This window comes from Streptomyces sp. NPDC104581, assembly GCF_055583685.1.
Genome location: NZ_JBVJNN010000004.1, coordinates 142,995 through 164,969 on the forward strand (window position 1 = coordinate 142,995; position 21,975 = coordinate 164,969).

Annotated in this window: 18 protein-coding genes and 2 pseudogenes; 10 read left to right on the top strand and 10 right to left on the bottom strand. The window is 73.6% G+C overall.

The window, feature by feature from the left end; all coding sequences use genetic code 11:
* Positions 1-24 precede the first annotated feature (24 nt).
* The 4 genes from ACZ61E_RS05480 to ACZ61E_RS05495 all read right to left on the bottom strand — a co-directional run bounded on the left by ACZ61E_RS05480 (position 25) and on the right by ACZ61E_RS05495 (position 4,301).
* A complete protein-coding gene (locus ACZ61E_RS05480; protein ID WP_469697745.1) occupies positions 25-510 on the bottom strand; it encodes an NUDIX hydrolase in 486 nt (161 codons plus the stop codon).
* 22 nt (positions 511-532) lie between these two features.
* Positions 533-2,215 (bottom strand): apolipoprotein N-acyltransferase, encoded by a 1,683-nt coding sequence (gene lnt / locus ACZ61E_RS05485; protein WP_469697747.1) that lies wholly within the window; start codon positions 2,213-2,215, stop codon positions 533-535.
* A gap of 316 nt (positions 2,216-2,531) precedes the next feature.
* Positions 2,532-3,119 carry a hypothetical protein gene (locus ACZ61E_RS05490; RefSeq protein ID WP_469697749.1) on the bottom strand — a complete coding sequence of 196 codons (588 nt, stop codon included), beginning with the start codon at positions 3,117-3,119 and terminating at the stop codon, positions 2,532-2,534.
* 393 nt (positions 3,120-3,512) lie between these two features.
* Positions 3,513-4,301: a glutamate racemase gene (locus tag ACZ61E_RS05495; protein ID WP_469697751.1), complete on the bottom strand. Its 789-nt coding sequence runs from the start codon at positions 4,299-4,301 to the stop codon at positions 3,513-3,515.
* Between the two features lie 58 nt (positions 4,302-4,359).
* Here ACZ61E_RS05495 and ACZ61E_RS05500 point away from each other — a divergent pair, with 58 nt between their 5' ends.
* Positions 4,360-5,532: a glycosyltransferase gene (locus tag ACZ61E_RS05500; RefSeq protein ID WP_469697753.1), complete on the top strand. Its 1,173-nt coding sequence runs from the start codon at positions 4,360-4,362 to the stop codon at positions 5,530-5,532.
* A 37-nt stretch (positions 5,533-5,569) separates the two neighbouring features.
* Here ACZ61E_RS05500 and ACZ61E_RS05505 read toward each other — a convergent pair whose 3' ends face one another.
* Positions 5,570-6,868, bottom strand: a complete 1,299-nt coding sequence (locus ACZ61E_RS05505) for a TerD family protein (protein WP_469697755.1) — start codon at positions 6,866-6,868, stop codon at positions 5,570-5,572.
* 240 nt (positions 6,869-7,108) lie between these two features.
* Between ACZ61E_RS05505 and ACZ61E_RS05510 the strand changes: the two genes are divergently transcribed.
* The 4 genes from ACZ61E_RS05510 to ACZ61E_RS05525 all read left to right on the top strand — a co-directional run bounded on the left by ACZ61E_RS05510 (position 7,109) and on the right by ACZ61E_RS05525 (position 12,075).
* Positions 7,109-7,630: a DUF6643 family protein gene (locus ACZ61E_RS05510; RefSeq protein WP_469697757.1), complete on the top strand. Its 522-nt coding sequence runs from the start codon at positions 7,109-7,111 to the stop codon at positions 7,628-7,630.
* A gap of 82 nt (positions 7,631-7,712) precedes the next feature.
* A complete protein-coding gene (locus tag ACZ61E_RS05515) occupies positions 7,713-8,708 on the top strand; it encodes an MOSC domain-containing protein (protein ID WP_469697759.1) in 996 nt (331 codons plus the stop codon).
* A 131-nt stretch (positions 8,709-8,839) separates the two neighbouring features.
* Complete coding sequence (locus ACZ61E_RS05520; RefSeq protein WP_469697761.1) at positions 8,840-9,448, top strand: Rv1733c family protein; 609 nt, start codon at positions 8,840-8,842, stop codon at positions 9,446-9,448.
* Positions 9,449-9,636: 188 nt separating this feature from the next.
* Entirely contained in the window at positions 9,637-12,075 is a 2,439-nt protein-coding gene (locus ACZ61E_RS05525; RefSeq protein WP_469697762.1) for a right-handed parallel beta-helix repeat-containing protein, read from the top strand.
* Here the strand turns inward: ACZ61E_RS05525 and ACZ61E_RS05530 are convergent.
* Positions 12,045-14,519 carry a hypothetical protein gene (locus ACZ61E_RS05530; RefSeq protein ID WP_469697764.1) on the bottom strand — a complete coding sequence of 825 codons (2,475 nt, stop codon included), beginning with the start codon at positions 14,517-14,519 and terminating at the stop codon, positions 12,045-12,047. The two genes, ACZ61E_RS05525 and ACZ61E_RS05530, sit on opposite strands and share 31 nt — an antisense overlap.
* Before the next feature lie 183 nt (positions 14,520-14,702).
* Here ACZ61E_RS05530 and ACZ61E_RS05535 point away from each other — a divergent pair, with 183 nt between their 5' ends.
* The 3 genes from ACZ61E_RS05535 to ACZ61E_RS05545 all read left to right on the top strand — a co-directional run bounded on the left by ACZ61E_RS05535 (position 14,703) and on the right by ACZ61E_RS05545 (position 18,093).
* Complete coding sequence (locus tag ACZ61E_RS05535; RefSeq protein ID WP_469697766.1) at positions 14,703-15,533, top strand: DeoR/GlpR family DNA-binding transcription regulator; 831 nt, start codon at positions 14,703-14,705, stop codon at positions 15,531-15,533.
* Positions 15,530-15,991 carry an SRPBCC family protein gene (locus ACZ61E_RS05540; protein ID WP_469697768.1) on the top strand — a complete coding sequence of 154 codons (462 nt, stop codon included), beginning with the start codon at positions 15,530-15,532 and terminating at the stop codon, positions 15,989-15,991. Before ACZ61E_RS05535 ends, ACZ61E_RS05540 begins: the two co-directional genes overlap by 4 nt.
* A 119-nt stretch (positions 15,992-16,110) precedes the next feature.
* Positions 16,111-18,093, top strand: a complete 1,983-nt coding sequence (locus tag ACZ61E_RS05545) for a hypothetical protein (RefSeq protein WP_469697770.1) — start codon at positions 16,111-16,113, stop codon at positions 18,091-18,093.
* 10 nt (positions 18,094-18,103) lie between these two features.
* Here ACZ61E_RS05545 and cds1 read toward each other — a convergent pair whose 3' ends face one another.
* Positions 18,104-19,213 carry an L-cysteine desulfhydrase Cds1 gene (gene cds1 / locus ACZ61E_RS05550; protein WP_469697772.1) on the bottom strand — a complete coding sequence of 370 codons (1,110 nt, stop codon included), beginning with the start codon at positions 19,211-19,213 and terminating at the stop codon, positions 18,104-18,106.
* A 283-nt stretch (positions 19,214-19,496) separates the two neighbouring features.
* On the opposite strand from cds1, the gene ACZ61E_RS05555 reads away from it, so the two are divergent.
* On the top strand, positions 19,497-19,814 hold the full coding sequence (locus tag ACZ61E_RS05555) for a hypothetical protein (protein ID WP_078078698.1): 318 nt from the start codon (positions 19,497-19,499) through the stop codon (positions 19,812-19,814).
* 215 nt (positions 19,815-20,029) lie between these two features.
* Positions 20,030-20,575, top strand: a complete 546-nt coding sequence (locus ACZ61E_RS05560) for an ATP-binding protein (RefSeq protein ID WP_469697774.1) — start codon at positions 20,030-20,032, stop codon at positions 20,573-20,575.
* A gap of 75 nt (positions 20,576-20,650) precedes the next feature.
* Here ACZ61E_RS05560 and ACZ61E_RS05565 read toward each other — a convergent pair.
* The 3 genes and pseudogenes from ACZ61E_RS05565 to ACZ61E_RS05575 form a co-directional block, all read right to left on the bottom strand.
* Positions 20,651-21,463: pseudogene (locus ACZ61E_RS05565) on the bottom strand (FtsX-like permease family protein); the annotation flags it as partial.
* Between the two features lie 43 nt (positions 21,464-21,506).
* Positions 21,507-21,611 (bottom strand): annotated as a pseudogene (locus ACZ61E_RS05570) (ABC transporter ATP-binding protein); the annotation flags it as partial.
* Between the two features lie 45 nt (positions 21,612-21,656).
* A complete protein-coding gene (locus ACZ61E_RS05575; protein ID WP_469697776.1) occupies positions 21,657-21,974 on the bottom strand; it encodes an SHOCT domain-containing protein in 318 nt (105 codons plus the stop codon).
* Position 21,975: the final 1 nt, after the last annotated feature.

A 21,975-nucleotide genomic window follows, 5' to 3' on the forward strand; every position in this document is an offset into this window, starting at 1 on the left:
GTGGTCGCGGCCGTGCGGAATCCGTCAGACGGTGCCCGTGCCCCGGTCGAACCAGGTGGGTTCGTCCGCGAGTGACTGCTTGATCCGGAACCGGGCGAACTCCCGCAGCTCGGGCAGGGCGTCCACGGAGAACCAGCCGACCTCCAGGGACTCGTCGTCGTTGACCCTGGCCTCCCCGCCGGTCGCGCGGCAGCGCACCGTGACGTCCAGGTACTGGCACCGGTCCCCGTTGGGGTAGGTGACCGGCCGCGGCAGCGCCTGGACGAGCACGATCCGCTCCGCCACGCAGCGCACGGCGGTCTCCTCGTACACCTCGCGCTCCGCCGTCACGGCGGGCTGCTCCCCCGGCTCCGGGATCCCGCCGATGATCGACCAGTCGCCGGTGTCGGCGCGCCTGCCCAGCAGCACCCGGCCGTCGTCGTCGAGGACGACCGCGCTGATGCCCGGCAGGAGCAGCAACTGGTGTCCGGCGGTGGCACGGATCTCGCGGATGAAGTCTGGCGTTCCCATGCCACGACCCTATGCGCCGGGATCAGCTCACGTCGCCGGAAGCGGACCGGCGGCGGGCGCGTACGGTGCGCGCGCCCACCCAGCCGAGACCGCCGGCGGCGATCGCGACCAGCAGGGCCTCGGGAAGTGTGCCCATCGTGGTGGCGGGCGTCCGCGAGGAGCGCAGCGGCATCTCACGGACCAGGGCGTCCGGGGTGAACATCTCCGACTCGTCGACGACTTCGCCGTCGGGCATGATCATCGCGCTGACGCCGCTGGTGACGGGGACGACGACGGCCCGGCTGTGCTCGACGGCCCGTACGCGGGACATCGCGAGCTGCTGGTAGGTCATCTCACTGCGGCCGAACGTGGCGTTGTTGCTCGGTACGGTGATGAGCCGCGCCCCGTGGGTGACGGTGTCGCGCACCGCCCAGTCGAAGGCGGCCTCGTAGCAGGTGGCGAGACCGACCCTGGTACCCGCCAGGTCGAACACGCCGACCTTGTCGCCGGGCCCGAAGTCGCGGCGGACCCGGTCGACGTCGGAGCTGAAGATCCGTACGAAGGAACGCATCGGGATGTACTCGCCGAACGGCTGGACGTGCCGCTTGTCGTACGTCGCGACGGGCCCGCGTTCGGGGTCCCACTTGATCAGCGAGTTGCGCAGTTTGCCGGTGTCGGGCGAGAGCACGGAGCCGATCACCGTCGGGACGCCGATCGCCTTGACCGCGTCGTCGATGACGAGGCGGGCGTCGCCGTTGCGGTAGGGGTCGAGGTCCGAGGAGTTCTCGGGCCACAGGACGAAGTCCGGCTTCGGCTCCTTGCCGGCCTTGACGTCGGCGGCGAGCTGTTCGGTGCGATGGGCGTGGTTGTCGAGCACCTGGCGGCGCTGGGCGTTGAAGTCGAGCCCCAGACGGGGGACGTTGCCCTGGATGGCCGCGACGGTCGCGGTGCCGTCCTCGGCGGAGTCGTCCACGAGGGGCAGCGCGGCGAGGGCGCCCCCGACGGGGACGAGCACCGAGAGCGCGGCGACGGCCACGGCGGCGCGTGGAACCGGCCGCGGCCTGCCCCCGGCCGGGCGGTCGGCGCCGGTGGCCGGCGCGGGGTCCGCGTCGGCGGCGCGTGCGGGGGCGGCGGCGCGGTGCGCGAGGACCAGCCGGACGGCTTCGTACAGACCGAAGCCGCACAGCACGACGGCGAAGCCCAGCACCGGGGTGCCGCCCACCGCCGCGAGCGGCAGGAACATGCCGTCCGCCTGGCCGAAGGCGATCTTGCCCCACGGGAAGCCGCCGAACGGCACCCGGGCGCGCGCGGCCTCGCCCAGGATCCAGACGGCGGCGGCGAACACCGGCCAGGCGGGCAGCCGGGACACGACCGCGATCCCCGCCCCGACGGCGCCGATGAACAGCGCGGACACGGCCGCGAGCGCGACCCACGGCAGCGGACCGACCTCCTCGCCCGTCCACTTCAGCAGCGGCAGCAGGAAGCCGAGGCCGGCGAGGAAGCCGAGACCGAATCCGGCGCGCGGGCGCCGGCCCCGCAGGGTCCAGCCGAGCAGGGCGAATCCGGGCAGCGCCAGCCACCAGAGCGGACGGGGCGGGAAGCTCGCGAAGAGCAGCAGCCCGGACAGTGCCGCGGCGCCGGGCCGTACGAACCGGCGCGGCCATCGCCCGCCGCCGGGGACGGGAGCGGGCTCGGTGGGTTCGACGGGGGTGATGGTGGTGCTCACCCGGCGGAGTCTACGGTGGCGCCATCGGAAGGCAGCAGCCCGGCCGGGGCATGGAGACGTTCCCGGAGAGGTCCGCGCCGCTCCCGCCGCGTCGTTCTCGCGCGAGACGCGCGGCGCCCGGTGCGGCGCCCCTCCCCCGTGGCCCCGAGGAGGACGGAGTCGCCCCCTCGCACCGTCGCGAGCCGACCGGGTGCGCCGGCCCGGTACGAGGCCGGGTCCTCCGCCTTCCGACGCACCGCGCCGGACGCCGCGGGCCCCACCCCGCGGGCGGACGGCGCCACTGCGCGGACACCCCCGGGGAGGGCCCTTCGGGGCCTCAGACCCCGGCCGGGCCGAGGCCCTGTTTGGCCAGGCGTACCTTTCCGGTGGCCGCCGTGCGGAGCCGGTCGCGGATGACGCCGACCGCGGCCTCGGCGTCGTCGACCGTCACCGTGAACGTCCTGCCGTCGCCGAGGCGGAGCACGACACCCTCGCCGCGCCGTACCACCACGGCCGTGCCCTGCTCGGGCCGCCAGCGGTAGCCCCAGCCGCCCCACTGGCGGGGCGTGACGCTGGGGGCGAAGTCCGCGCCCGTCACCTGGGCGAGCGGGATACGGCGGCGCGGCAGTCCGACGTGCCCGCAGCGCACTTCCAGATGCTCGTGATCAACCTTGACGTGTACGTGTACGAAGGCCAGCGTGCCGAAGAGGATCAGCAGTCCGGCGGCCACACAGCCGACCACCGAGGCGGCCAGCGCGACGACGCCGGTCGCCCAGGAGGATTGGATCGCCAGCTCGATCCCGAGCGCGAGGCAGGCCACGCCCACGACGGCGAACAGCCACTGAAAACGGTTGGTCGCTCGGCCGGTCCAGGTTTCGGGGAGGGGCTCTGTGCCAGGCCCCCCTCGCCGGGGGTGCTCCGTCATGGGTGCAGCGTACTCACGATCCGCCCGGCGGGCACCGCCTCGACGGACTCCGGAATGCGTGACTCCGGCAACAGATCGCCGCCCCCGCCCGGCGCCCGAACGCCTTCGGCGGCGGGCGCCGGGCGCCAGGGCCCCTCATGTGGATCTTGCCGGGCTCGCGTGCCCCGGCACGCACGCCCACCGCGGCCCGCCCGGCCTGATCCGGACGACAGGCCCTTAGGCCGTGTCTGACAAATCCCGCCTGTCCCGCGGCGCCTGGTACGGCACCTCGCCGCGATGCCGGACCCGGCCGAGTACGCCCGGTACGAGTCCGATCCTCCGCCTCGCGACGCACCGCACCAGCCGCCGCGAGCCCCGCCCTACGGGCGGACGGCGCCATTCGTCAGACACCGCCTAGTACACGTGGGTGACGGCGGCGAGCAGACGGCCCTCGGCGTAGGTCAGGGCCGGGTCGGGCAGGGCGGAGGGGCGGCCGCTCAGCAGGACGGTGAGGTCACCGGGCTCCTCGCCGGCCGTGGGCGCCGCCGTGAGACCGAGCCTCCGCAGCGTCTGCGCGGCGACGGCCTCGGCGGAGCCGTGGAGTGCGACCTCCTCCCGGCCGGGCCGCCGAAGCGCCGCGCGGATCCGTTCACGGACGAGTTCGTAGTGGGTGCAGCCCAGGACGACGGTCCGCACCTCGCTCGGTGTGCGCAGCGCCGCTGCGGCGACGGCGGTGTCGATGGCCGCCTCGTCGCCGCGCTCCACGGCGTCGGCGAGACCGGGGCACGGCACTTCGGTGACATCGACGGATGCGGCGAAGGTACGGATGAGATCGCGCTGGTAGGGGCTGCCCGTGGTGGCCGGGGTGGCCCAGATCGCGAGGGGCAGGCCCGCCGTCGCCGCCGGCTTGATCGCGGGGACCGTGCCGATGACGGGGAGACCGGGCTCCAGGGCCGCGCGCAGCGCGGGCAGGGCGTGCACCGAGGCGGTGTTGCACGCGACGATCAGCGCGTCGGGCCGGTGCTCGGCGGCGGCGCGGGCCACCGTGAGCGCGCGTGTGACGACGTCCTCGGGGGTCCGCGGTCCCCACGGCATGCCGGCGGGGTCGGAGGAGAGTACGAGACCGGCGTCCGGCCGGAGCCGGCGCATTGCGGCGGCGGCGGCCAGCAGCCCGATGCCGGAGTCCATCAGCGCGATCTTCACCCGGTCACCTTAGACGACGGGCCTTGCGGTCCCGCCGATCTGGGGCAGACTGCGGCGAATGAGCGCCATTGCCTGGATCGCCGCGGCCTCTCTGGCCGCCTGGGGCTTCCTGTTGCTGGGTCAGGGTTTCTTCTGGCGTACGGATCAGCGGCTGCCGCCGCGCACCGCTCCGCCGGTGTGGCCGTCGGTCGCGCTGGTCGTGCCCGCGCGTGACGAGGCGGACATGCTGCCGGTGAGTCTGGCGTCGCTGCTGGCGCAGGACTACCCGGGGCCCGCCGAGATCTTCCTCGTGGACGACTCCAGCACCGACGGTACGGGCGCGCTGGCCAGGGAGCTGGCCGACCGGCTGGGCGGGCTGCCGCTGACGGTTCTCTCGCCGCCCGGGCCGGCGCCGGGCTGGACGGGGAAGCTGTGGGCGCTGCGTCATGGGATCGAGCGGGCGCGGGCGGGACGGCCCGACTACCTCCTGCTCACGGACGCCGATATCGCCCACGAGCCGGACAGCCTGCGCGAGTTGGTGGCCGCCGCGACGACGAACGGTCTGGACCTCGTCTCCCTGATGGCCCGGCTGCGGGTGGCGACCGCGTGGGAGCGGCTGATCGTGCCCGCCTTCGTCTACTTCTTCTCGCAGCTGTATCCGTTCCGCCGGGTCAACAAGGCGGGCGCGCGTACGGCGGCGGCGGCCGGCGGGTGCGTACTGCTGCGGACCGCGGCGGCCGAGCGGGCCCGGATCCCCGACTCCATCCGGCAGGCCGTGATCGACGACGTGTCGCTGGCCCGCGCGGTTCAGGGGGCCGGGGGCCGGATCTGGCTCGGGCTCGCGGAGCGGGTGGACAGTGTGCGTCCGTATCCGGGGCTGGCCGATCTGTGGCGGATGGTGGCGCGCAGCGCGTACGCCCAGCTCCTGCACAACCCGCTGCTGCTGGCCGGCACCGTGGCCGGTCTCGCGGTGGTCTATCTGGCGCCGCCGGTGGCGGTGTACGCGGGTCTGGCGGGTGGTGACACCCCGGCCGGGCTGCTGGGCGGCGGGGCATGGGCGGTGATGACGGGGACGTACGTACCGGTGCTGCGGTACTACCGGCAGTCGCTCTGGCTCGCTCCCCCGCTGCCCTTCACCGCCCTGCTCTACCTGCTGATGACCGTGGACTCGGCCGTGCGGCACTACCGGGGCCGCGGCGCGGCCTGGAAGGGGCGTACGTACGCCCGTCCGCAGGCCGCGCCGGAGCGTTGAGCCCGGCCGTCGTGAGCGGGGACGGAGGGGGGCCGGATCACTTCCGGCCGGGTGTCCAGTTCATGCCCCAGCCGTACGCGTAGTCGATGGTGCGCTGCGGGCTGACGCCGCGTTCGGGGACGAGAAAACGCGCTTCGCGCTGGACCAGCAGATCGGAGCCGGTATTGGTGATCAATGCGAGCGCGCAGACCGTCGAGGGGACCGTGCACTCGCCGAGCGAGAAGTCGATCGCCGCCCCGTTCCGCGGCTGGAGTGTGACCGTCGCGTCGAGATCGGCGAAGCTGCGCGCCCCTTCGTAGATGGTGACGAAGATGACGACGCGGCGCAGTTGGTTCTTGTGGTCGAGGTTGATGCTGAGATTCTCGCCGTTCGCCGAACCACCGGTGCGGTCGTCGCCGTCGAGATGGATGAACGGCGGCTGGTGAAGCGCCCCGAAGGCATTACCGAGTGCCTGGACGACGCCTTTGCGGCCGTCGGTCAGTTCGTAGAGCGCGCACAGGTCGAGGTCGAGATCGCCGTGCATGGCGACGGCCCGGCCGAGCTTGGCGCCCCAGCCCTTGAACTGCTTGCGCACCTGCCAGCTCAGATTGACGCGCATCTCACCGGAGTTGCCGCCCTGCTTGGACAGCGAGACGGACGGGGCGTCCTTGGTGAGCGTGACCTTGGTGAGCCGTACGGGAGCGGGGGCCGGGGGAGCGGGCGGGGCCGGCGGCGCGGGGGGTGTATGCACGGGCGGGGCGGGGGCCGCGACCGGGGCAGGCGGGGCGGGGGCCGTCGGCACCGGGGCCGCCGCCTGCTGCGGCTCGTCGACGCTGATGCCGAAGTCCGTGGCGAGGCCCTCCAGCCCGCTGCTGTAGCCCTGGCCGACCGAGCGGAACTTCCAGGCGCCCTGGCGCCGGTAGAGCTCACCGAGCACGAACGCCGTCTCGACGGTCGCGTCCTGGCTGTCGTAGCGCGCGATCTCGGCGCCCGACGCCGCGTCGAGGACGCGTACGTACAGTCCGGGCACCCGGCCGAAGTTGCCGCCGTCGGCCGACGCGGCGACGACGATCCGCTCGATCTCGGCCTCCACACGTGACAAGTCGACAGAGAGGGTGTCCGTCACCGTGCCGGGACCTGTGCCCTTTCCGTCGTACCGGACCGCGCCCGAGGCGTGCGCCGGCTGGTTGTAGAAAACGAAGTCCGCGTCCGAGCGGACCTTTCCAGCCTTGAGCAGAAGAGCCGAGGCGTCGACATCCGGTGTCCCCGGCGCCGAACGCCACCCCAATTCGACACGCACACTCGGTGCCGACACCGGAACATTGGCTCCTTTAAGCATGGACATGCTCGCCCCCATCGAGAGTCGGGTGACCGAAAGTTTTCGTTACGCCAAACCTAATCGCTGAAACAGTCGCCGCGCCCCCGAGGACCGACGAGTAACCCTTCCGGAGCTTGCCCTTTACACGATCACAACGCCGCCGTACGACCGATTTTCCCAAGTTCGCTCGCATTGGGGATCCGAAGTCGCCCACACCGCCGGAAACAACCCCCTTATCGGACTCCCCAACCGGCACATCGTGGGCTTAACTTATGTTCCATGACCTCCCCCCGCGCCACCTACGGCGGCGGTTACCACACCGCCCCGTCGTTCCCGGACACCCCGATCTACGACTCCCTGGTCGCGGAGCGGGGCACACCTCAGATCGCCCCGATCAGAGTGCCTTCCGCCTACGACACCGGCAGCAGCTACCAGAGCAACAGCTATCTGCCGGCGCTGCCTTCGGCGCTTCCCGCGCTTCCGGCGGCTCCTTCGCAGCCCACTCCGTCCTACGGCGGCTACCAGCCGCAGCCGGCGCAGCACCACGTGCCGCTCCAGCACGCCCCGGCGCCCTACGTTCCGCAGCAGGCGCCGCCTCGCGGCTATCAGGGCGCCCAGCCCTATCCGCCCCAGCAGCAGCAACAGCAGCCGCGCCCCCAGCAGCCCCGCCCGCCGCAGCAGCAGCGTCCTGGGTCGGCGACGGGGTACGAGGCGATGCGCCCCGCATCACCGCGCCCGGCGCCCGCGCCGGTGCAGTACGACGACCCGTACAACCGCCCGTACCAGAGCCGGAGTTACTGACACCGGGCGATTCGGGAGGACCTGAACGGGCGGCGCGCCGGGGCGGACCGGGGACACCGGTGCTCCCTGGCAGGATGGACACATGCCTCAGCCGTTCGCTCCAGTCCTGCACGCCCTGCGCGTCCACCCGGTGAAGTCGGTGGGAGGTTTCACCGCGGACAGCGCGGTCGTGGAGCCATGGGGGCTGGCGGGCGACCGCCGGTGGGTGCTGATCGACGAGTCGGGTACCGCTGTCACACAGCGTCAGTCGCCCCGGCTGGCGCTGGCCCGCGCCGAGCCGCGGCGGGACGGCGGGCTCGTGCTGTACGCGCCCGGTCTGGAGCCGCTGGAGGTGGCGCGCCCCGGAGCAGGAGCGCGAGGAGGCGTCCGGCGCGTCACCGGACCCCGAACAGCCGGACCGCGGCCGGACGGACCGCGAACGGACGGACCGCTCACGAACGGACCGCGAACAGCCGCGCCGGGAGCGGGTGTCGGCGTCCGTCTGGCGGAGGCCGGGCCGCCCGCCGGCGGGCCCGGCGTGATCGTGAACGTCTTCGGGACCAGGGTCGAGGCGTCACTCGCCGACGCGCGGGCGGGCGACTGGTTCAGCCGCCACCTCGGGGTGGCGGTCCGGCTGGCCCACATGACCGACCCGGCGATTGCCCGGCCGGTCGATCCGGCCCACTCCCGCCCCGGGGACACCGTCGCCTTCGCCGACAGCCATCCACTGCTCGTCGTGGCCCTCTCCTCCCTCGACGCCCTCAACTCCCTTATAGCGCAGGGCGATCACCCGGACGAAGGCCCCCTGCCGATGGACCGCTTCCGGCCGAATCTCGTCGTCGCGGGCACCGCCCCGTGGGCCGAGGACGCGTGGCGCCGGATCACCGTCGGCGAGGTCGCCTTCCGGGTCGCCAAGCCGTGCGGACGGTGTGTGATCACCACGACCGACCAGCGGACGGCGGGGCGCGGCAAGGAACCGCTGCGTACGCTCAGCCGGCACCGCAGGATCGACGGCAAGCTGGTCTTCGGGCAGAAGCTGGTGCCCGAGAACACCGGCACGGTACGGGTGGGGGACGAGGTGACGGTGTTCACCGACTGACCGCTCCCCGGTCCGGCCCGTCGGACGCAGGGGTGATTTGGCTCTCCCTTCCGCCCTTCTGTGGGTGAAACCGGCTCGATGGGACTATGACGGACAGGGGAACGAACCGAAGAGGGAAGGGGTGCGGCGCGATGCGAGCCGTCGTGGGGCTCCGGCGCTGGCGGCACAACCCGCTGCGCAGGACGACCGATCTCGTCGAGGCATGGGTCGCGTTCGGCGCGCTCGTCCTGATGCTCCTCGCCGTTCCGGCGATCGGCTGGATCTCGGGCACGGCGGCCGACGAAGCGCTGCGGCGGACGATCCGTGCCCAGCACGAGGACCGGCACCGCACACTGGCGCAGGTGGTCCGCCTCAGCACGGCGAACGCCCGCGGCATGTACGACCCCGAGATGTCGTCCGAACGCGAGAGCGGCCGGCCGGTGCTCGCCAAGTGGACGGCGCCGGACGGGAGTCGGCACACGCGGACCGTCCGCTCGGCGCCCGCCACGGTCCGGCCCGGCGAGACGTTCCCGGTCTGGACCGACCGCGGCGGACAGCTCACCAAGCGTCCGACGGACCCCGCTGTCGCCCGTACGCACGCCGCGCTGGCGGGAATCGGGGCCGCCGCGTGCGCCGCCGGTCTGGTCGAGGCCGCCAGACGGCTGGTGGTCCGTAACCTCGACCGACGCCGGTACGCACGGCTCGACCTGGCCTGGGCCCAGGCCGGTCCGGACTGGGGCCGTACGGGCGCGGGAAGCTGATACGAGGGTTCCGAACAGCGCTTCGCACGGCGCCCGGAACCGCTCTTGGGTCAACTCACCGGTGCCGCGCGCGCTACGGTGGTGCGACCCGGTCCGCCGTCGTGGCCGGGGCTTCCTTGAATTGACCCCGGAGCGGGTCCGATCGGCACAGCACGCGCAGGCGCACGAGGTGGGGACAGAACAACACCATGGCACAGGGCACCGTCCAGGTGACGCACACCGGCACCTCGCGTTGGCGTCGGCGTACCGGCGAGTACGCGTCTCTCTCCGCGGCCCTGGAGGCCGCGAGCGACGGTGACATACTCACCGTCGCGCCGGGCACCTACCGGGAGAATCTCGTGGTCACGCGCGCCGTCACGCTGCGCGGACCCGAGAGCCCGTCGGGTTCGGTGCGGATCGCGCCGCCGGACGGCGTACCGCTGACGGTGCGCGCGTCGGCCACCGTCCACGACCTCCATGTGGAGGGCCAGGACACGACCGCGCCCGCGCTGCTGGTGGAGGACGGCACCCCGGAGCTGACGGATCTGCGGATCGTCACGCGTTCGGCCGCCGGCATGGAGGTGCGCGGCGCCGCGCGTCCCACCGTCCGCCGCTGCACCGTCGACAATCCGGCCGGGGTCGGCATCGCCGTACTCGACGGCGCCGGAGGGGTGTTCGAGGACTGCGAGGTGGTCGCGGCCGGCCAGTCGGGGGTCTCCGTACGCGGCGGTGCGCACCCCCGGCTCGAACGCTGCCGGGTCCATCACGCGTCGGGCGGCGGCCTGACCGTCACCGGCGAGGGCAGCGGGCTGGAGGCCGTCGGCTGCGAGGTTTACGAGATCAAGGGCACCGGTGTGCAGATCGCCTCCCGGGCCGCGGCCCATCTCACCGACTCCAGCGTCCATCGCACCTCGGCGGACGGCGTCACGCTCGACACGGACGCGGTGCTGACGCTCTCCGACTGCGACATCCACGACATCCCGGAGAACGCGGTCGATCTGCGTTCCCGCTCGGTGCTGACGCTGACCCGCTCCACGGTGCGGCGCTTCGGGCGCAACGGCCTCTCCGTCTGGGACCCGGGCACCCGGGTGGACGCCAACCAGTGCGAGATACATGAGAGTACGGGCGACTACCCGGCGGTCTGGGTGAGCGACGGGGCGACCGTCGTGCTCGACTCCTGCCGGGTGCACGACGTACCGGACGCGCTGTTCGTCCTCGACCGCGGCTCCCGCGCCGACGTCGTGGACAGCGACCTCTCCCAGGTGCGGAACACGGCCGTGTCGGTGAGCGACGGCGCGACCGCGCAGCTCGACGACTGCCGGATCAGGGAGGCGTCCACCGGCGCCTGGTTCCGGGACCACGGCAGCGGCGGCACGCTCAACTCCTGCACGATCGACGGGGTGCAGACCGGTGTCATCGTCACCAAGGGAGCGGACCCGACCATCGAGCGGTGCACCATCACCTCGCCCGCGGAGGCCGGTTTCTATGTCTCGGCCGAGGGCCGCGGCACCTTCCACGACTGCCGGGTGACGGGCAGCGGCGGCTACGGCTTCCATGTGATGGACGGGTGCCGGACGACGCTGACGCGCTGCCGCACCGAGCGCTGCGCGCGCGGGGGTTACGAGTTCCCGGACGGCACCGCGCCGGGCGCGGAGGGCAACGGGGCGGGACCGACCGTGGAGGACTGCACGAGCGACGAGAGCGGCGTACTGGTCGCGGCGCCGCCGGCCCCGGCGGTGCTGACGGCGACGCAGACGACGGGGCTGCTGGGCGCGGTCCCCGCGCAGAGCGCGCAGAGCGCGCCGCCCGTACCGGACGCGGTGCCCGCCGAGCCGGCGCGCGAGCCGGACAAGGTGCTCGGTGAACTCGACGCGCTGGTGGGCCTGGAGAGCGTCAAGCGCGAGGTCCGCGCCCTCACCAACATGATCGAGGTCGGCAGGCGCAGACAGCAGGCCGGTCTCAAGGCGGCGTCGGCCCGCCGCCATCTGGTCTTCACCGGCTCCCCCGGTACCGGCAAGACGACGGTGGCACGGCTGTACGGCGAGATCCTGGCCGCGCTCGGGGTGCTGGAGCGCGGTCATCTCGTCGAGGTCTCCCGGGTGGATCTGGTGGGTGAGCACATCGGCTCCACCGCGATCCGTACGCAGGAGGCGTTCGACCGGGCGCGTGGCGGTGTGCTGTTCATCGACGAGGCGTACGCGCTGTCGCCGGAGGACTCCGGGCGTGACTTCGGGCGTGAGGCGATCGACACGCTGGTGAAGCTGATGGAGGACCACCGGGAGGCGGTGGTGGTGATCGTCGCCGGGTACACGGTGGAGATGGAACGCTTCCTCGCCGTCAACCCCGGTGTGGCGTCCCGTTTCTCACGGACCATCACGTTCAACGACTACGAGGCGGACGAGCTGCTGCGGATCGTGGAGCAGCAGGCCGAGGAGCACGAGTACCGGCTCGGCGCGGGCACGGCCGAGGCGCTGCTCAAGTACTTCGCCGTGCTGCCCAAGGGTCCCGCGTTCGGCAACGGCCGTACGGCGCGCCAGACGTTCGAGTCGATGGTGGAGCAACACGCGAGCAGGGTCGCCCAGTTGCCGGAGACCAGCACGGACGACCTGACGCTGCTCTACGCGGACGATCTGCCCGAACTGCCCTGACCCCCGGGGCTGACGCCGGTTTCCCGGTCCGCCGCCGCGCCGTCCCGCTGCGCGGGCAGCGCGGGTGGCAGCCGGTCGAGAAGGGCCGCGCGCTCCACGGCGAAGGCGGGATCGGCCTGGTAGTCGGAGTGGCCGAGGATCGGTTCGGGCAGCGGGTGGCGCTCGGTGCGGCCGTAGGCCAGCGGGTCCCTGAGCGGCCCGTGGTCCACGGCCGGCGCCCCGCCGTCGGCGCCGGTCCTGACGGGGCCGCCGATGGGGTCGGTGGCCCGCCACAGATTGCGCCAACAAGCGACCTCCCTGCCCAGGTCGTTCAGGGGTCCGGCGCCGAAGTAGGCGGGGAACCAGCGGCCGTACAGCCGCTCCAGCGGTGAGCCGTACGTCAGCAGCGCCACCCGGTGGCGGGTGACGTCCGGAAGCTGCCAGACGGCCGCCGCGGCCAGCACACTGCCCTGCGAATGACCGGAGATGACGAGCCGTCCGCCGGTACGGGCGGTCCAGGAGGCCATCCGCCAGGTGAGGTCGGGTACGGCGCGCTCCGCGTAGCACGGCGGCGCGAAGGGGTGCGAGGCGCGCGGCCAGAACGTGCCGACGTCCCAGAGGATGCCGATGGTGCGCCGGGCGGACGCGTCGCGGTAGGCGCGGCGGCCCCAGGTGACGAAGAGTATGAAGCCCAGGCCGATCAGCCAGGAACCGAGCGCCTGCGCGGTGTCGGCGACCGACTGGACCAGGGCGGATCCGCCCTCGGCCGCGCGGCCGGGCACGTCCCCGCTCAGCCAGGCACCGAGGACGGCGCCGAGACCGAGCAGGAGCGTGGCGCCGGAGACGAGACCCACCAGCCAGGGCGCCGCGTCGGTGAGTTCGGCGCGGGCGCGGGCCCCGGCGATCCGGCGGGTGCGGACGGAGTCGGGCGTGACCTTCTCCTCGCGCGACCCGTACTCGGCCTCCACGACGGGCCCGAGTCTGCGGGCGGTACGGACGGTGCGTACGGCGAGCCAGACGACCGGGATCAGCAGGAGCACGAGCAGGACGGGAATGACGGCGGCCTGCCAGCTCAGCAGCACCGGCGGGCCGGTGATCGAGCCCTCCCCCATCCCCGGTGTGCCCGACCCGTCGAGCCAGTCGCCGACGCGCTGCGCCACACCGCCGGTCATCACCCCGCCCAGCGCGCAGGCCAGCATGGCGACGGCGGGGCCGCCGAGGCCGAGCAGGGCGATCCTGGCGTGCGGGGCGCGGCGGTGCAGGACGAGGGCCGCGGCGGCGAGGGCGACGACGAGGACGCCCTGGGCGAGGACGAGCACCGGGAACGTGATCGCGCCGGGGAGGGTGCCGGTGGAGACCCAGCCGGGGCGGGACCAGCCGGCGTACAGCACGGAGAGGCCGAGGACGGCCAGGGAGGCGACGGGCAGCCGGCTGATGACCGCGTTGTCGAGGGTGCCGTCGCGCCGGCGCTCGCTGCGGCCCCTGCTGCACACGACCCAGAGCACGACGAGCGCGCCCAGGACGAGAGTTGACTGGAGCAGCCAGCCGGCGGCCTCGCGTACGGCACTGGACGCGCCGCGGTCGTGGCGGGCGGTGGCGCCGGTGATGGCGCCGGCGACGGTGAGGAATCCGGCGGCGGTGTGCGCGGCGCGCAGGCGCGCGACGAGCCGGCGGCCGTACCAGAAACCGGGCCTGGCGAGCGCGGGCCGGATCTTCGGGGTGTGCGGGGCAGCGTCCCCGCCCGGGCGCCCTTCGGGGACGCCGGTGGGGTCCGTCGTGTCGTCGGCGCTCCCGGCCCCGGCGGAGGGCTCCGGGAGGCTTCCGCCGGGGACGGCGTCGGTCGGCGGCCGCTGGGCCTCGTACGCGCTCCAGGTCCGGTTGGACAGGTACCACAGGAGGCCCACCAGCGCGGCCGGCACGAGGGCGGCCAGCGCGAGACGGCGGCCCGGCTGCGCCCACCAGCCGTCCCGCGTGGCGGACAGGAAGCCGAGCCAGGCCCGGTCGTCCGCGCAGCCGGCGGAACCCGCGCACTGCCAGGCCACCAGGTCGAGCGCGACCTCGCAGGCGCCGGCCGTCAGGAGCACGGTGAGGGTGAGGGCGAGGAGCCGTACGAGCACCCCGTAGAGCCGCTGGGTGCGGGCGAGCCCGTTGGTCGCCGGGCGCATCCAGTGGGCGAGGTTGACGACCATGAACGGGAGCAGCAGCAGCCACAGGGCGCGGGCGCCGTTCCCGGAGGTGAGGTTGGACCAGCAGTACGCCTCGGGCACCGGCCGGTCCTCGTACCGCTCGGGGTGGGACTCGGCCTCCTCGTCGTCGGGACGCCGGTGGATGGCCGCGGTCTCGTCGCCCGTGATCCGGACCGTGTACGGATCGGCGAGCATCTCCTGCGGGGTGGCGCCGCCGACGCCGTGCACCAGCAGTTCGAGCGCGGCGCCGCCGCTGCGGACGGGGGGCTCAGGGGACACGTCGGTGACTCGCTCTCCGGGGTGGTGTCTGGCGGGCGGTGACCACCCCTCAGCGACTCTCCCCGGGCGGGGGCGGGCCGACACCTGCGTACGGGGCCCAACGCCGTGGGAGGATGAGGGACCCTTTGATCAGCTGTGTACGGCGGCCCCGCACGATGCCGGCGTGGAAGGACAGGCCCGGTGGTGAGCGACAACCAGAACCTCCTCGCGGAACAGCGGCGCGCCCTGATCCTCGACGAGGTGCGCAGGCGCGGCGGAATCCGGGTCAACGAGCTGACGCGCAAGCTCAACGTCTCGGACATGACGGTCCGCAGGGACCTCGACGCGCTGGCCCGGCTCGGTGTCATCGAGAAGGTGCACGGCGGGGCCGTGCCGGTGGTCGAGGCGAGTGCGCACGAGCCGGGTTTCGAGGCCAAGTCGGAGCTGGAGCTGAGCGCCAAGGAGGACATCGCGCGGGCGGCGGCGGCGATGGCGGTGCCGGGCCGGGCGATCGCGCTGTCGGGCGGGACCACCACGTACGCGCTGGCGCACCATCTGCTGGACGTGCCCGATCTGACGGTGGTGACGAACTCGGTGCGGGTGGCCGACGTGTTCCACGCCGCGCAGCCGGCCGGGGCGTCGGGAGGCCGGCGCGCGGGCGCGGCCACCGTGGTCCTCACCGGAGGTGTGCGTACGCCTTCGGACTCGCTGGTCGGGCCGGTCGCCGACCAGGCGATCCGCTCGCTCCACTTCGATGTCCTCTTCCTGGGTGTGCACGGCATCTCCCCGCAGGCCGGGTTGTCCACGCCGAATCTGGCGGAGGCGGAGACGAACCGCCGGTTCGTTCGTTCGGCGCGCCGCGTGGTGGTGGTGGCCGATCACACCAAGTGGGGGACGGTGGGCCTGAGTTCGTTCGCGACGCTGGACCAGGTCGACACCCTCGTCACCGATGCCGGCCTGTCGGCCGAGGTGCGTGAAGAGATCGTGGAGCATCTGCCGGGCCTGGTGGTCGCCGGGGAGGGGGAGGACCGGTGACCGCCTTCCGCGTCGAGCGGCGCACCGACCTGTCGGCCGAGGAGACCTGGCGGCGCGTCACCGACTGGCCGGCGCACGGGAGCCGGGTGCCGCTGACGCGGATCCTGGTGCGGACACCGGGGCCGACCGGCACCGGGACGGTGTTCGTGGCGCGTACGGGGGTGGGACGCGTGCGGTTCGACGACCCGATGGAGGTCGTGCGCTGGGAGCCGCCGGCGCCGGGGAGTCCGGGGCGCTGCCGGCTGGAGAAGCGTGGGCGGGCGGTCGTGGGCTGGGCGGAGATCGAGGTGGCGGAGACGGGGACCGGGGCCGGTTCGGCGGGCCGCACGCGGGTGACCTGGGTGGAGGAGCTGCGGTTCGCTTTCCTGCCGGGCTTCCTCGACGGGGTGACGGCACAGACGGGCGGCGTCGTCTTCGGCCGGGTGGTCGACGGTCTGCTGCGTGGCCGGGGGCGCTGAACGGGCCCTCGCACGGCTGCGGTCCCCGGTCGGCCGGCACCACCGGTGTGACGTTCGCACGATTCACTCGTTTTCCCTTGGAGTGACCGCGCATCCGCACATCGGAAGGGCTGAGCCCGATGCCGACACACCGGCGACCGACCGACGACACCCCGCCGGGAACGCGCCCCGGCGTCGACGAGGCCGAGGCCGCCCTCGTCGAGCACTACCCCAGGCTCGTACGGCTGGCCTATCTCACCCTCCCGCCCGCGCTGGGCCGCCACCGGCGGGTACTGGCGGCCCACACCGTGGTCCAGCGGGTCCTGCCCCGGTCCCGGTCCCGGTCCCGGTCCCGCAAGGGTGCGGCCCGCTCCCCGGTGCCCGCGCAGCGCGGTACGGCGACCGCCTTCTCCTGGACCCGGGAGCGGGTGGTCCGGGACGCGCTGGCCCGGGAGGGCCGCCCGCGCTCGTTGCGGGCGTTCGTCTCCCGGGGGCTGCCGCGGCTGCCCGCCGTCGCCGGGCTGCGGCTCTTTCCGCGCGCCGGTGGCGGCGACGAACTCGCCCTGGACCGGGCCCTGTCCGCCGTCGGCTCACCCGCCCGCGCCGCCCTGGCCCTGCGGGTGCTGGAGGGCATGGCGGCCACCGAGGTCCGCGGGCTGCTGACGGCGGCGGGGGTACGGGATGCGGCGGGCGCGCTGCGTACGGCCGAGCGGCTGGCGTCCGAGCGGGGCGGCAGGATCGAAACGCTGCTGGGGGCACCGGAGTTCGACCCCTGCACGGTGCAGACGAGGCCGACCGATCTGATCCGGCGCAGGCACCGCACGCGGGTCGCCGGCGCGACGGCCCTGGTGGTGTCGCTGGCGGGCTCGGTGCTGCTGGGCCTGCCCGATCACGACGGGACGGAGCCGGCCACCGTCGCGCGGGGAGCCGATAACCCCTACCTCGTCAGGGCGTTGGATCCGGCGCTGCTGGAGCGCGCGGACGGTGAGGCGTGGTCCGACACCTCGCGGGTGGACTTCTCCGTCTGGCCGGCGCGTGGTGGCCGTACCGGTGACACGGCGCTGCTGGGGCGGGCGCTGCGGGTGTGGGGCGCGCCGGGCCCGGAGGTGCGGGTCTCGGCCACCACGGGGACCGGCACCGTGCCGCCCGCCCAGCCGCCCCGTCTGCTGTACGCGGGAGAGGCCGGCGGCGCCGCGGTAGTGCTGCTGCACGACGGGCAGCGGGTGGCGCGGTACGCCGAGCCGCTGTCCGGCGGCGGGGCCCCCGCGCTGGATCTGGCCCGCGCGGACGACGCGGATGTGACGACGGCGGCGGCGGTGGTCGTGAGCCGGGGCCCCGACGGGGTCCGCTATCTTCTCGCCCCGTGGGTCGCCGAGTCGTCGACCGGTGACCTGCTCGCGCCCGGCGCGCCCGCCGGGAACCTCGATGTGTCGCGGGACGGTGTGACGGGCCCCGTGCCGGCACCGCCGTCCGGCGAGGACTGCACGTCCTGGCCGGTGCTGCGGCTGCGTTCCTCGGAGCGGATCGTGGAGCGCCACGCGTTCCTCGTCACGGATCTCGGCGATCTCTCGCCGGTGCATCTGACGTACACGCCGCTGCCCGGCACCGGGGCTCCGGAGCGTCAGCCGCGCGAGGCCACCGGCGGTGCGGCGTCGGCCAGTTGGGCGCGTACGGCGTGCACCCTGGGGAGCCTGCGGGGCTCCGGTGTCCGGTCGGTCAACAACTGGGCCTTCGCGGAGCAGGAGTTGCCGGAGACCGGTGCGCGGTCGACATGGGTCTGTACACGCGCCGAGTCCTGGCGCGGCCCCGGCCGGATCACGGTGCGGTTCCAGCAGCCCGCCTCGTCGCCCGTCGAACCGGGCAGGGTCGTGGCGGAGGACCGTGACACCGCGTCGTGCGGCAGGTTCGGGCAGCATGTGCTGGCCGGGACGCGCTGGAAGGCGCCGTCCGGGACGTGGTACCTGCTGGCGGCGGGGAGCCGGCACATCACGCGTATCACCGCGTCGGGCGGTGTACGGGCGGACGAGCCGGCCGGGACGCTGGCGGTCAGGGCGCCCCGTGACGGCGCCGTGGAGCTGACGGGACGGCAGGCGGACGGCACCGGGGTCCCGGCGGTTCGCTGACGGGTGACGGTCAGTCGGACCAGACCCCGGTCCGCAGGAAGCCCTCTATCGTGGCGGCGTACGGCGCGATGTCGATGTCCTGTGCGGCGAGCCAGTCGTCGGAGTAGTACTTGTCGAGGTAGCGGTCTCCCGGGTCGCAGATCAGTGTCACCACACTGCCCTTGCGTCCGTCGGCCACCATCTCGGAGACGATCCGCAGCGCGCTCCACAGTCCGGTGCCGGTCGAACCGCCCGCCTTGCGGCCGACGTTGCGGTCCAGCACGCGGACAGCGGCGATGCTCGCGGCGTCCGGCACCTTCATCATCCGGTCGATGGCGCCGGTCACGAAGCTCGGCTCCATCCGGGGTCTGCCGATGCCCTCGATGCGCGAACCGCGCTCGGAGGCCGCTTCCGGGTCGTGGCGGGTCCAGCCGTCGAAGAAACAGGAGTTCTCCGGGTCGGGGACACAGACCATGGTGTCGTACTGGGTGTAGCGCACATAGCGGGCGATGGTCGCGGAGGTGCCGCCGGTGCCGGCCGTCGCCACGATCCACGCGGGCACCGGATAGCGCTCCAGCCGCAGCTGCTGGTAGATCGATTCGGCGATGTTGTTGTTGCCCCGCCAGTCGGTGGCCCGTTCGGCGTAGGTGAACTGGTCCATGTAGTGGCCGCCGGTCTCGGCCGCGAGCCGCACCGACTCCTCGTACATCCTGCGTGAGTCGTCGACGAAGTGGCAGCGCCCGCCGTGGAGTTCGATGAGCCGGCACTTCGCCGGGCTGGTGGTGCGCGGCATGACCGCGATGAACGGGACGCCGATCAGCTTCGCGAAGTACGCCTCCGAGACCGCCGTCGAGCCGCTGGACGCCTCGATGACGGGCTTTCCGGGGCGGATCCAGCCGTTGCAGAGCCCGTAGAGGAACAGGGAGCGGGCGAGCCGGTGTTTGAGGCTGCCGGTCGGATGGGTGGACTCGTCCTTCAGGTACAGGTCGATGCCCCACCGCTCCGGCAGCGGGAAGAGCAGGAGGTGGGTGTCGGCCGAGCGGTTGGCGTCGGCCTGGACCTTGCGCACGGCCTCCTTGAGCCAGGTCCGGTACGCGGGGTCGCCTCGGTTCACGTCGATGGTCTGCTGCCGCTCCGTCATGCGCGCCGTCCCCTGCTCCGCCGGTGCCGTGGTCCGCCCGTACCGTGTTCCGCCGGTGTCCGCCGGTCCGTCGCCGGCGGGTCACGGGCGCAACAGTAAGCCCTCGACCTGCGCGAACCCTGCCTTTGGGTATCCATAGCCCTGCCTTGGACAAGGGGCTCGCGCGCCGCCCGGCCCGGTACCGGCGGGTCGTCCGGGGCGGCCGGTGCGGTCGCTCTGGCGTCCGCGCGCCGAGTTGTGCAGACTTCCCTTAGAGAACAGGCACGGAGGGGGCGGATCAGCCATGGCGGAACCGGAGTTCAGCGCGAGTGGCGTCGAGATAGAGCGCTGGCCCCGCTCGCTCACCAAGGCGGGACGGGTCCTCATCCAGGACGGCAGACTGGCTCTGCTGACCAGCTACGGACGGGTCATCGACAGTGCGCCGCTGCGGGCGGTGCAGGCGGCGAAGCCGTGGTTCCGGGGGGACGACAGCACGGTGGCGACGGTGAACGGCACGCGCTACCGGCTGACCATGGGCCGGGACGGCCGGCGGCCGGAGGGCAGGGTGCTGGCCGGGCGCTTCCTGGAGACCGTACGAAGGGCGGGAGCGGCGAAGACCTGACCTCCGGACCCCCTGTGGATCCCGCCGGGCAGCTGTCCCGATGACGCGAGTTGCGGTCCCGTGGGAGGTGGTTCACTCTGGGGTGTATCACTCAGGGTGAACCGGTGGTGACGCTGCGATCCAGCCCCGCCGGGCGGGACAGCAGCGAGCCTCGCGAGTGAGCTGCTGGATTTCGATCCATGCCTTCTTCCGGACTCAATCGGGGAGTCGCAGCCGTGATCAGCCAGCCGAACAGGCAGTGCACGGTGGAGCTCCAGGCCCTGCCGTCGCGGATCCGCCAAGTCCGCAGAATCGTTTCCGCGCAATTGCGCTACTGGCAGCTCGACCCACTCATCGATCCAGCGGCGCTCGGCGTGACCGAGCTGCTGACCAACGTCCACCGGCACGCACAGCCGGACAAGATGTGCACCGTCGACATCGAGCTGCTGCTCGACCGGCTCACGGTCTCGGTCCACGACCACGACCCGCGCCTGCCGACGATCAAGGAGGCAGACCCGCTCGACGTGTGCGGGCGCGGACTCGCCCTGATCGAGGCGGTCAGCGAGAGCTGGGGCGTGCGCGCGGAGGGCGGCACGGGGAAGGTCATCTGGTTCACGCTCCCCGCACCGCTCGCCGCCACCGCGCCCCGGAACCCGGTGTACGGCGCGACGACCGACGGCCCGTTCTCACCCGGCACCTTCGCCGACAGCGCCTTCGCGGGGATCCGGGCCGTGGCCGGGGACCGCGAACACGCCTCCGCCCGGTCCGCCGTCGTCGGCTGACCGGGCGCGGGGCGCTGCGCTTCCGGACGGCGGCCTGTCCGCCGAGGTGCCCGGCGCGTCACCTCGTCACCGGGGTCACTCGCTGGCGACGGCCCGCAGGACGTCCAGTCGGACCGCCCTGCGAGCGGGGCCGCCGGCCGGCGATCACGCCCGCCGCCACACCGACGGCGCCGACGACCGCCAGCCGGGCCGGGGGCACGGCGAAGGCGAGGGCCGTGTCCCCCACGCCCCCGGACGCCCTGACGAGGACCCGGCCGAGCGCCCCGCCGAGCGCCAGTCCGCCCGCCGTACCGAACGCGGCCACCAGTACGGACTCCCACCGGACCATCGCGCGCAGCCGCGCCCTGGTGTGCCCGACGGCGCGCAACAGGCCGAGTTCCCCGGTGCGTTCGTGCACGGCGAGGGTCAGCGTGCTGGCGATCCCCAGGAGCGCGACGACCTCGGCGCCGAAATCGAGGCCCCTGGTGAGCGCGGCCGGGTCGGTGACGGTCAGTCGGCGGCGTCGCCGTCGACCTTCGCCACTCCCCTGCCGAGCCCCACCGCCGAGCCCGCTTCGGGGAGTTCGGCCGGCGCGGGTGCCAGCGCGGGGCCCAGTCCGCTGCCTCCGCCGCCGAACGCCGGGACGCCGACCGCGAGATCACCGGCGAAGGAACGCGACACGGTCCGGACGCGGTGGCATTCAGAGCGGCGCCGAGGACCGTGGAGAGGGACCACCGCGACACCGGTCATCAGCGCGGTGGCGGTCGCCGCGTGTGCGCGGAGCGGCGCAGGGGCGTTGCGCTTCGCCAGGGCCCCCGAGACGCGCAGCCGGTCCAGCGGCCCGCCCGGGAGCCCCGCCGGCGACGCGACCGGCGCGACGGCCGTCGCCTCGGCGAGCGCGACACCGGCGATCCGGCGCCCGGAGGCGCCGATGGCCCGCGGTGATCGCGGTGATCGCGGTGAGGCGGCCGGCCGGGAAGCCGACGCTCACCCCGTCCAGGGCCCTGACCTCCGTGTCGCCCGCGCCGTAGGCCTTGACGGCGTCGACGACGCGGGCGGGGGGGGGCGGTGGCCGTCGTGGGGGTGACCGCCGTGGAGTCGGTCACGCGGCACCGTCCTTGCCGGTACGGCCGAACTGCTCGTCCAGGACGGAGAGCCGGCGCCAGTACTCGTCCTCGTCGATCTCACCGGAGGCGAACCGCCGGCCCAGCATCGCGATGGGCGACTGGGCGTCGTGCCGGTCGGCCGTCTCCCGTACGTCCCGCTCGAAGGGCCCGGACCGCCACGGGGGGCCGACCCGGCGTCCGCGCGGGACGGTCCGGCGCAGCAGGGTGATGCCGCCGACGATCACGACGGCCCAGACGAGCGGGAAGAACAGGATCCAGGGGCCGGGTCCACCACTGTTCGCAAGGGTGTTCATC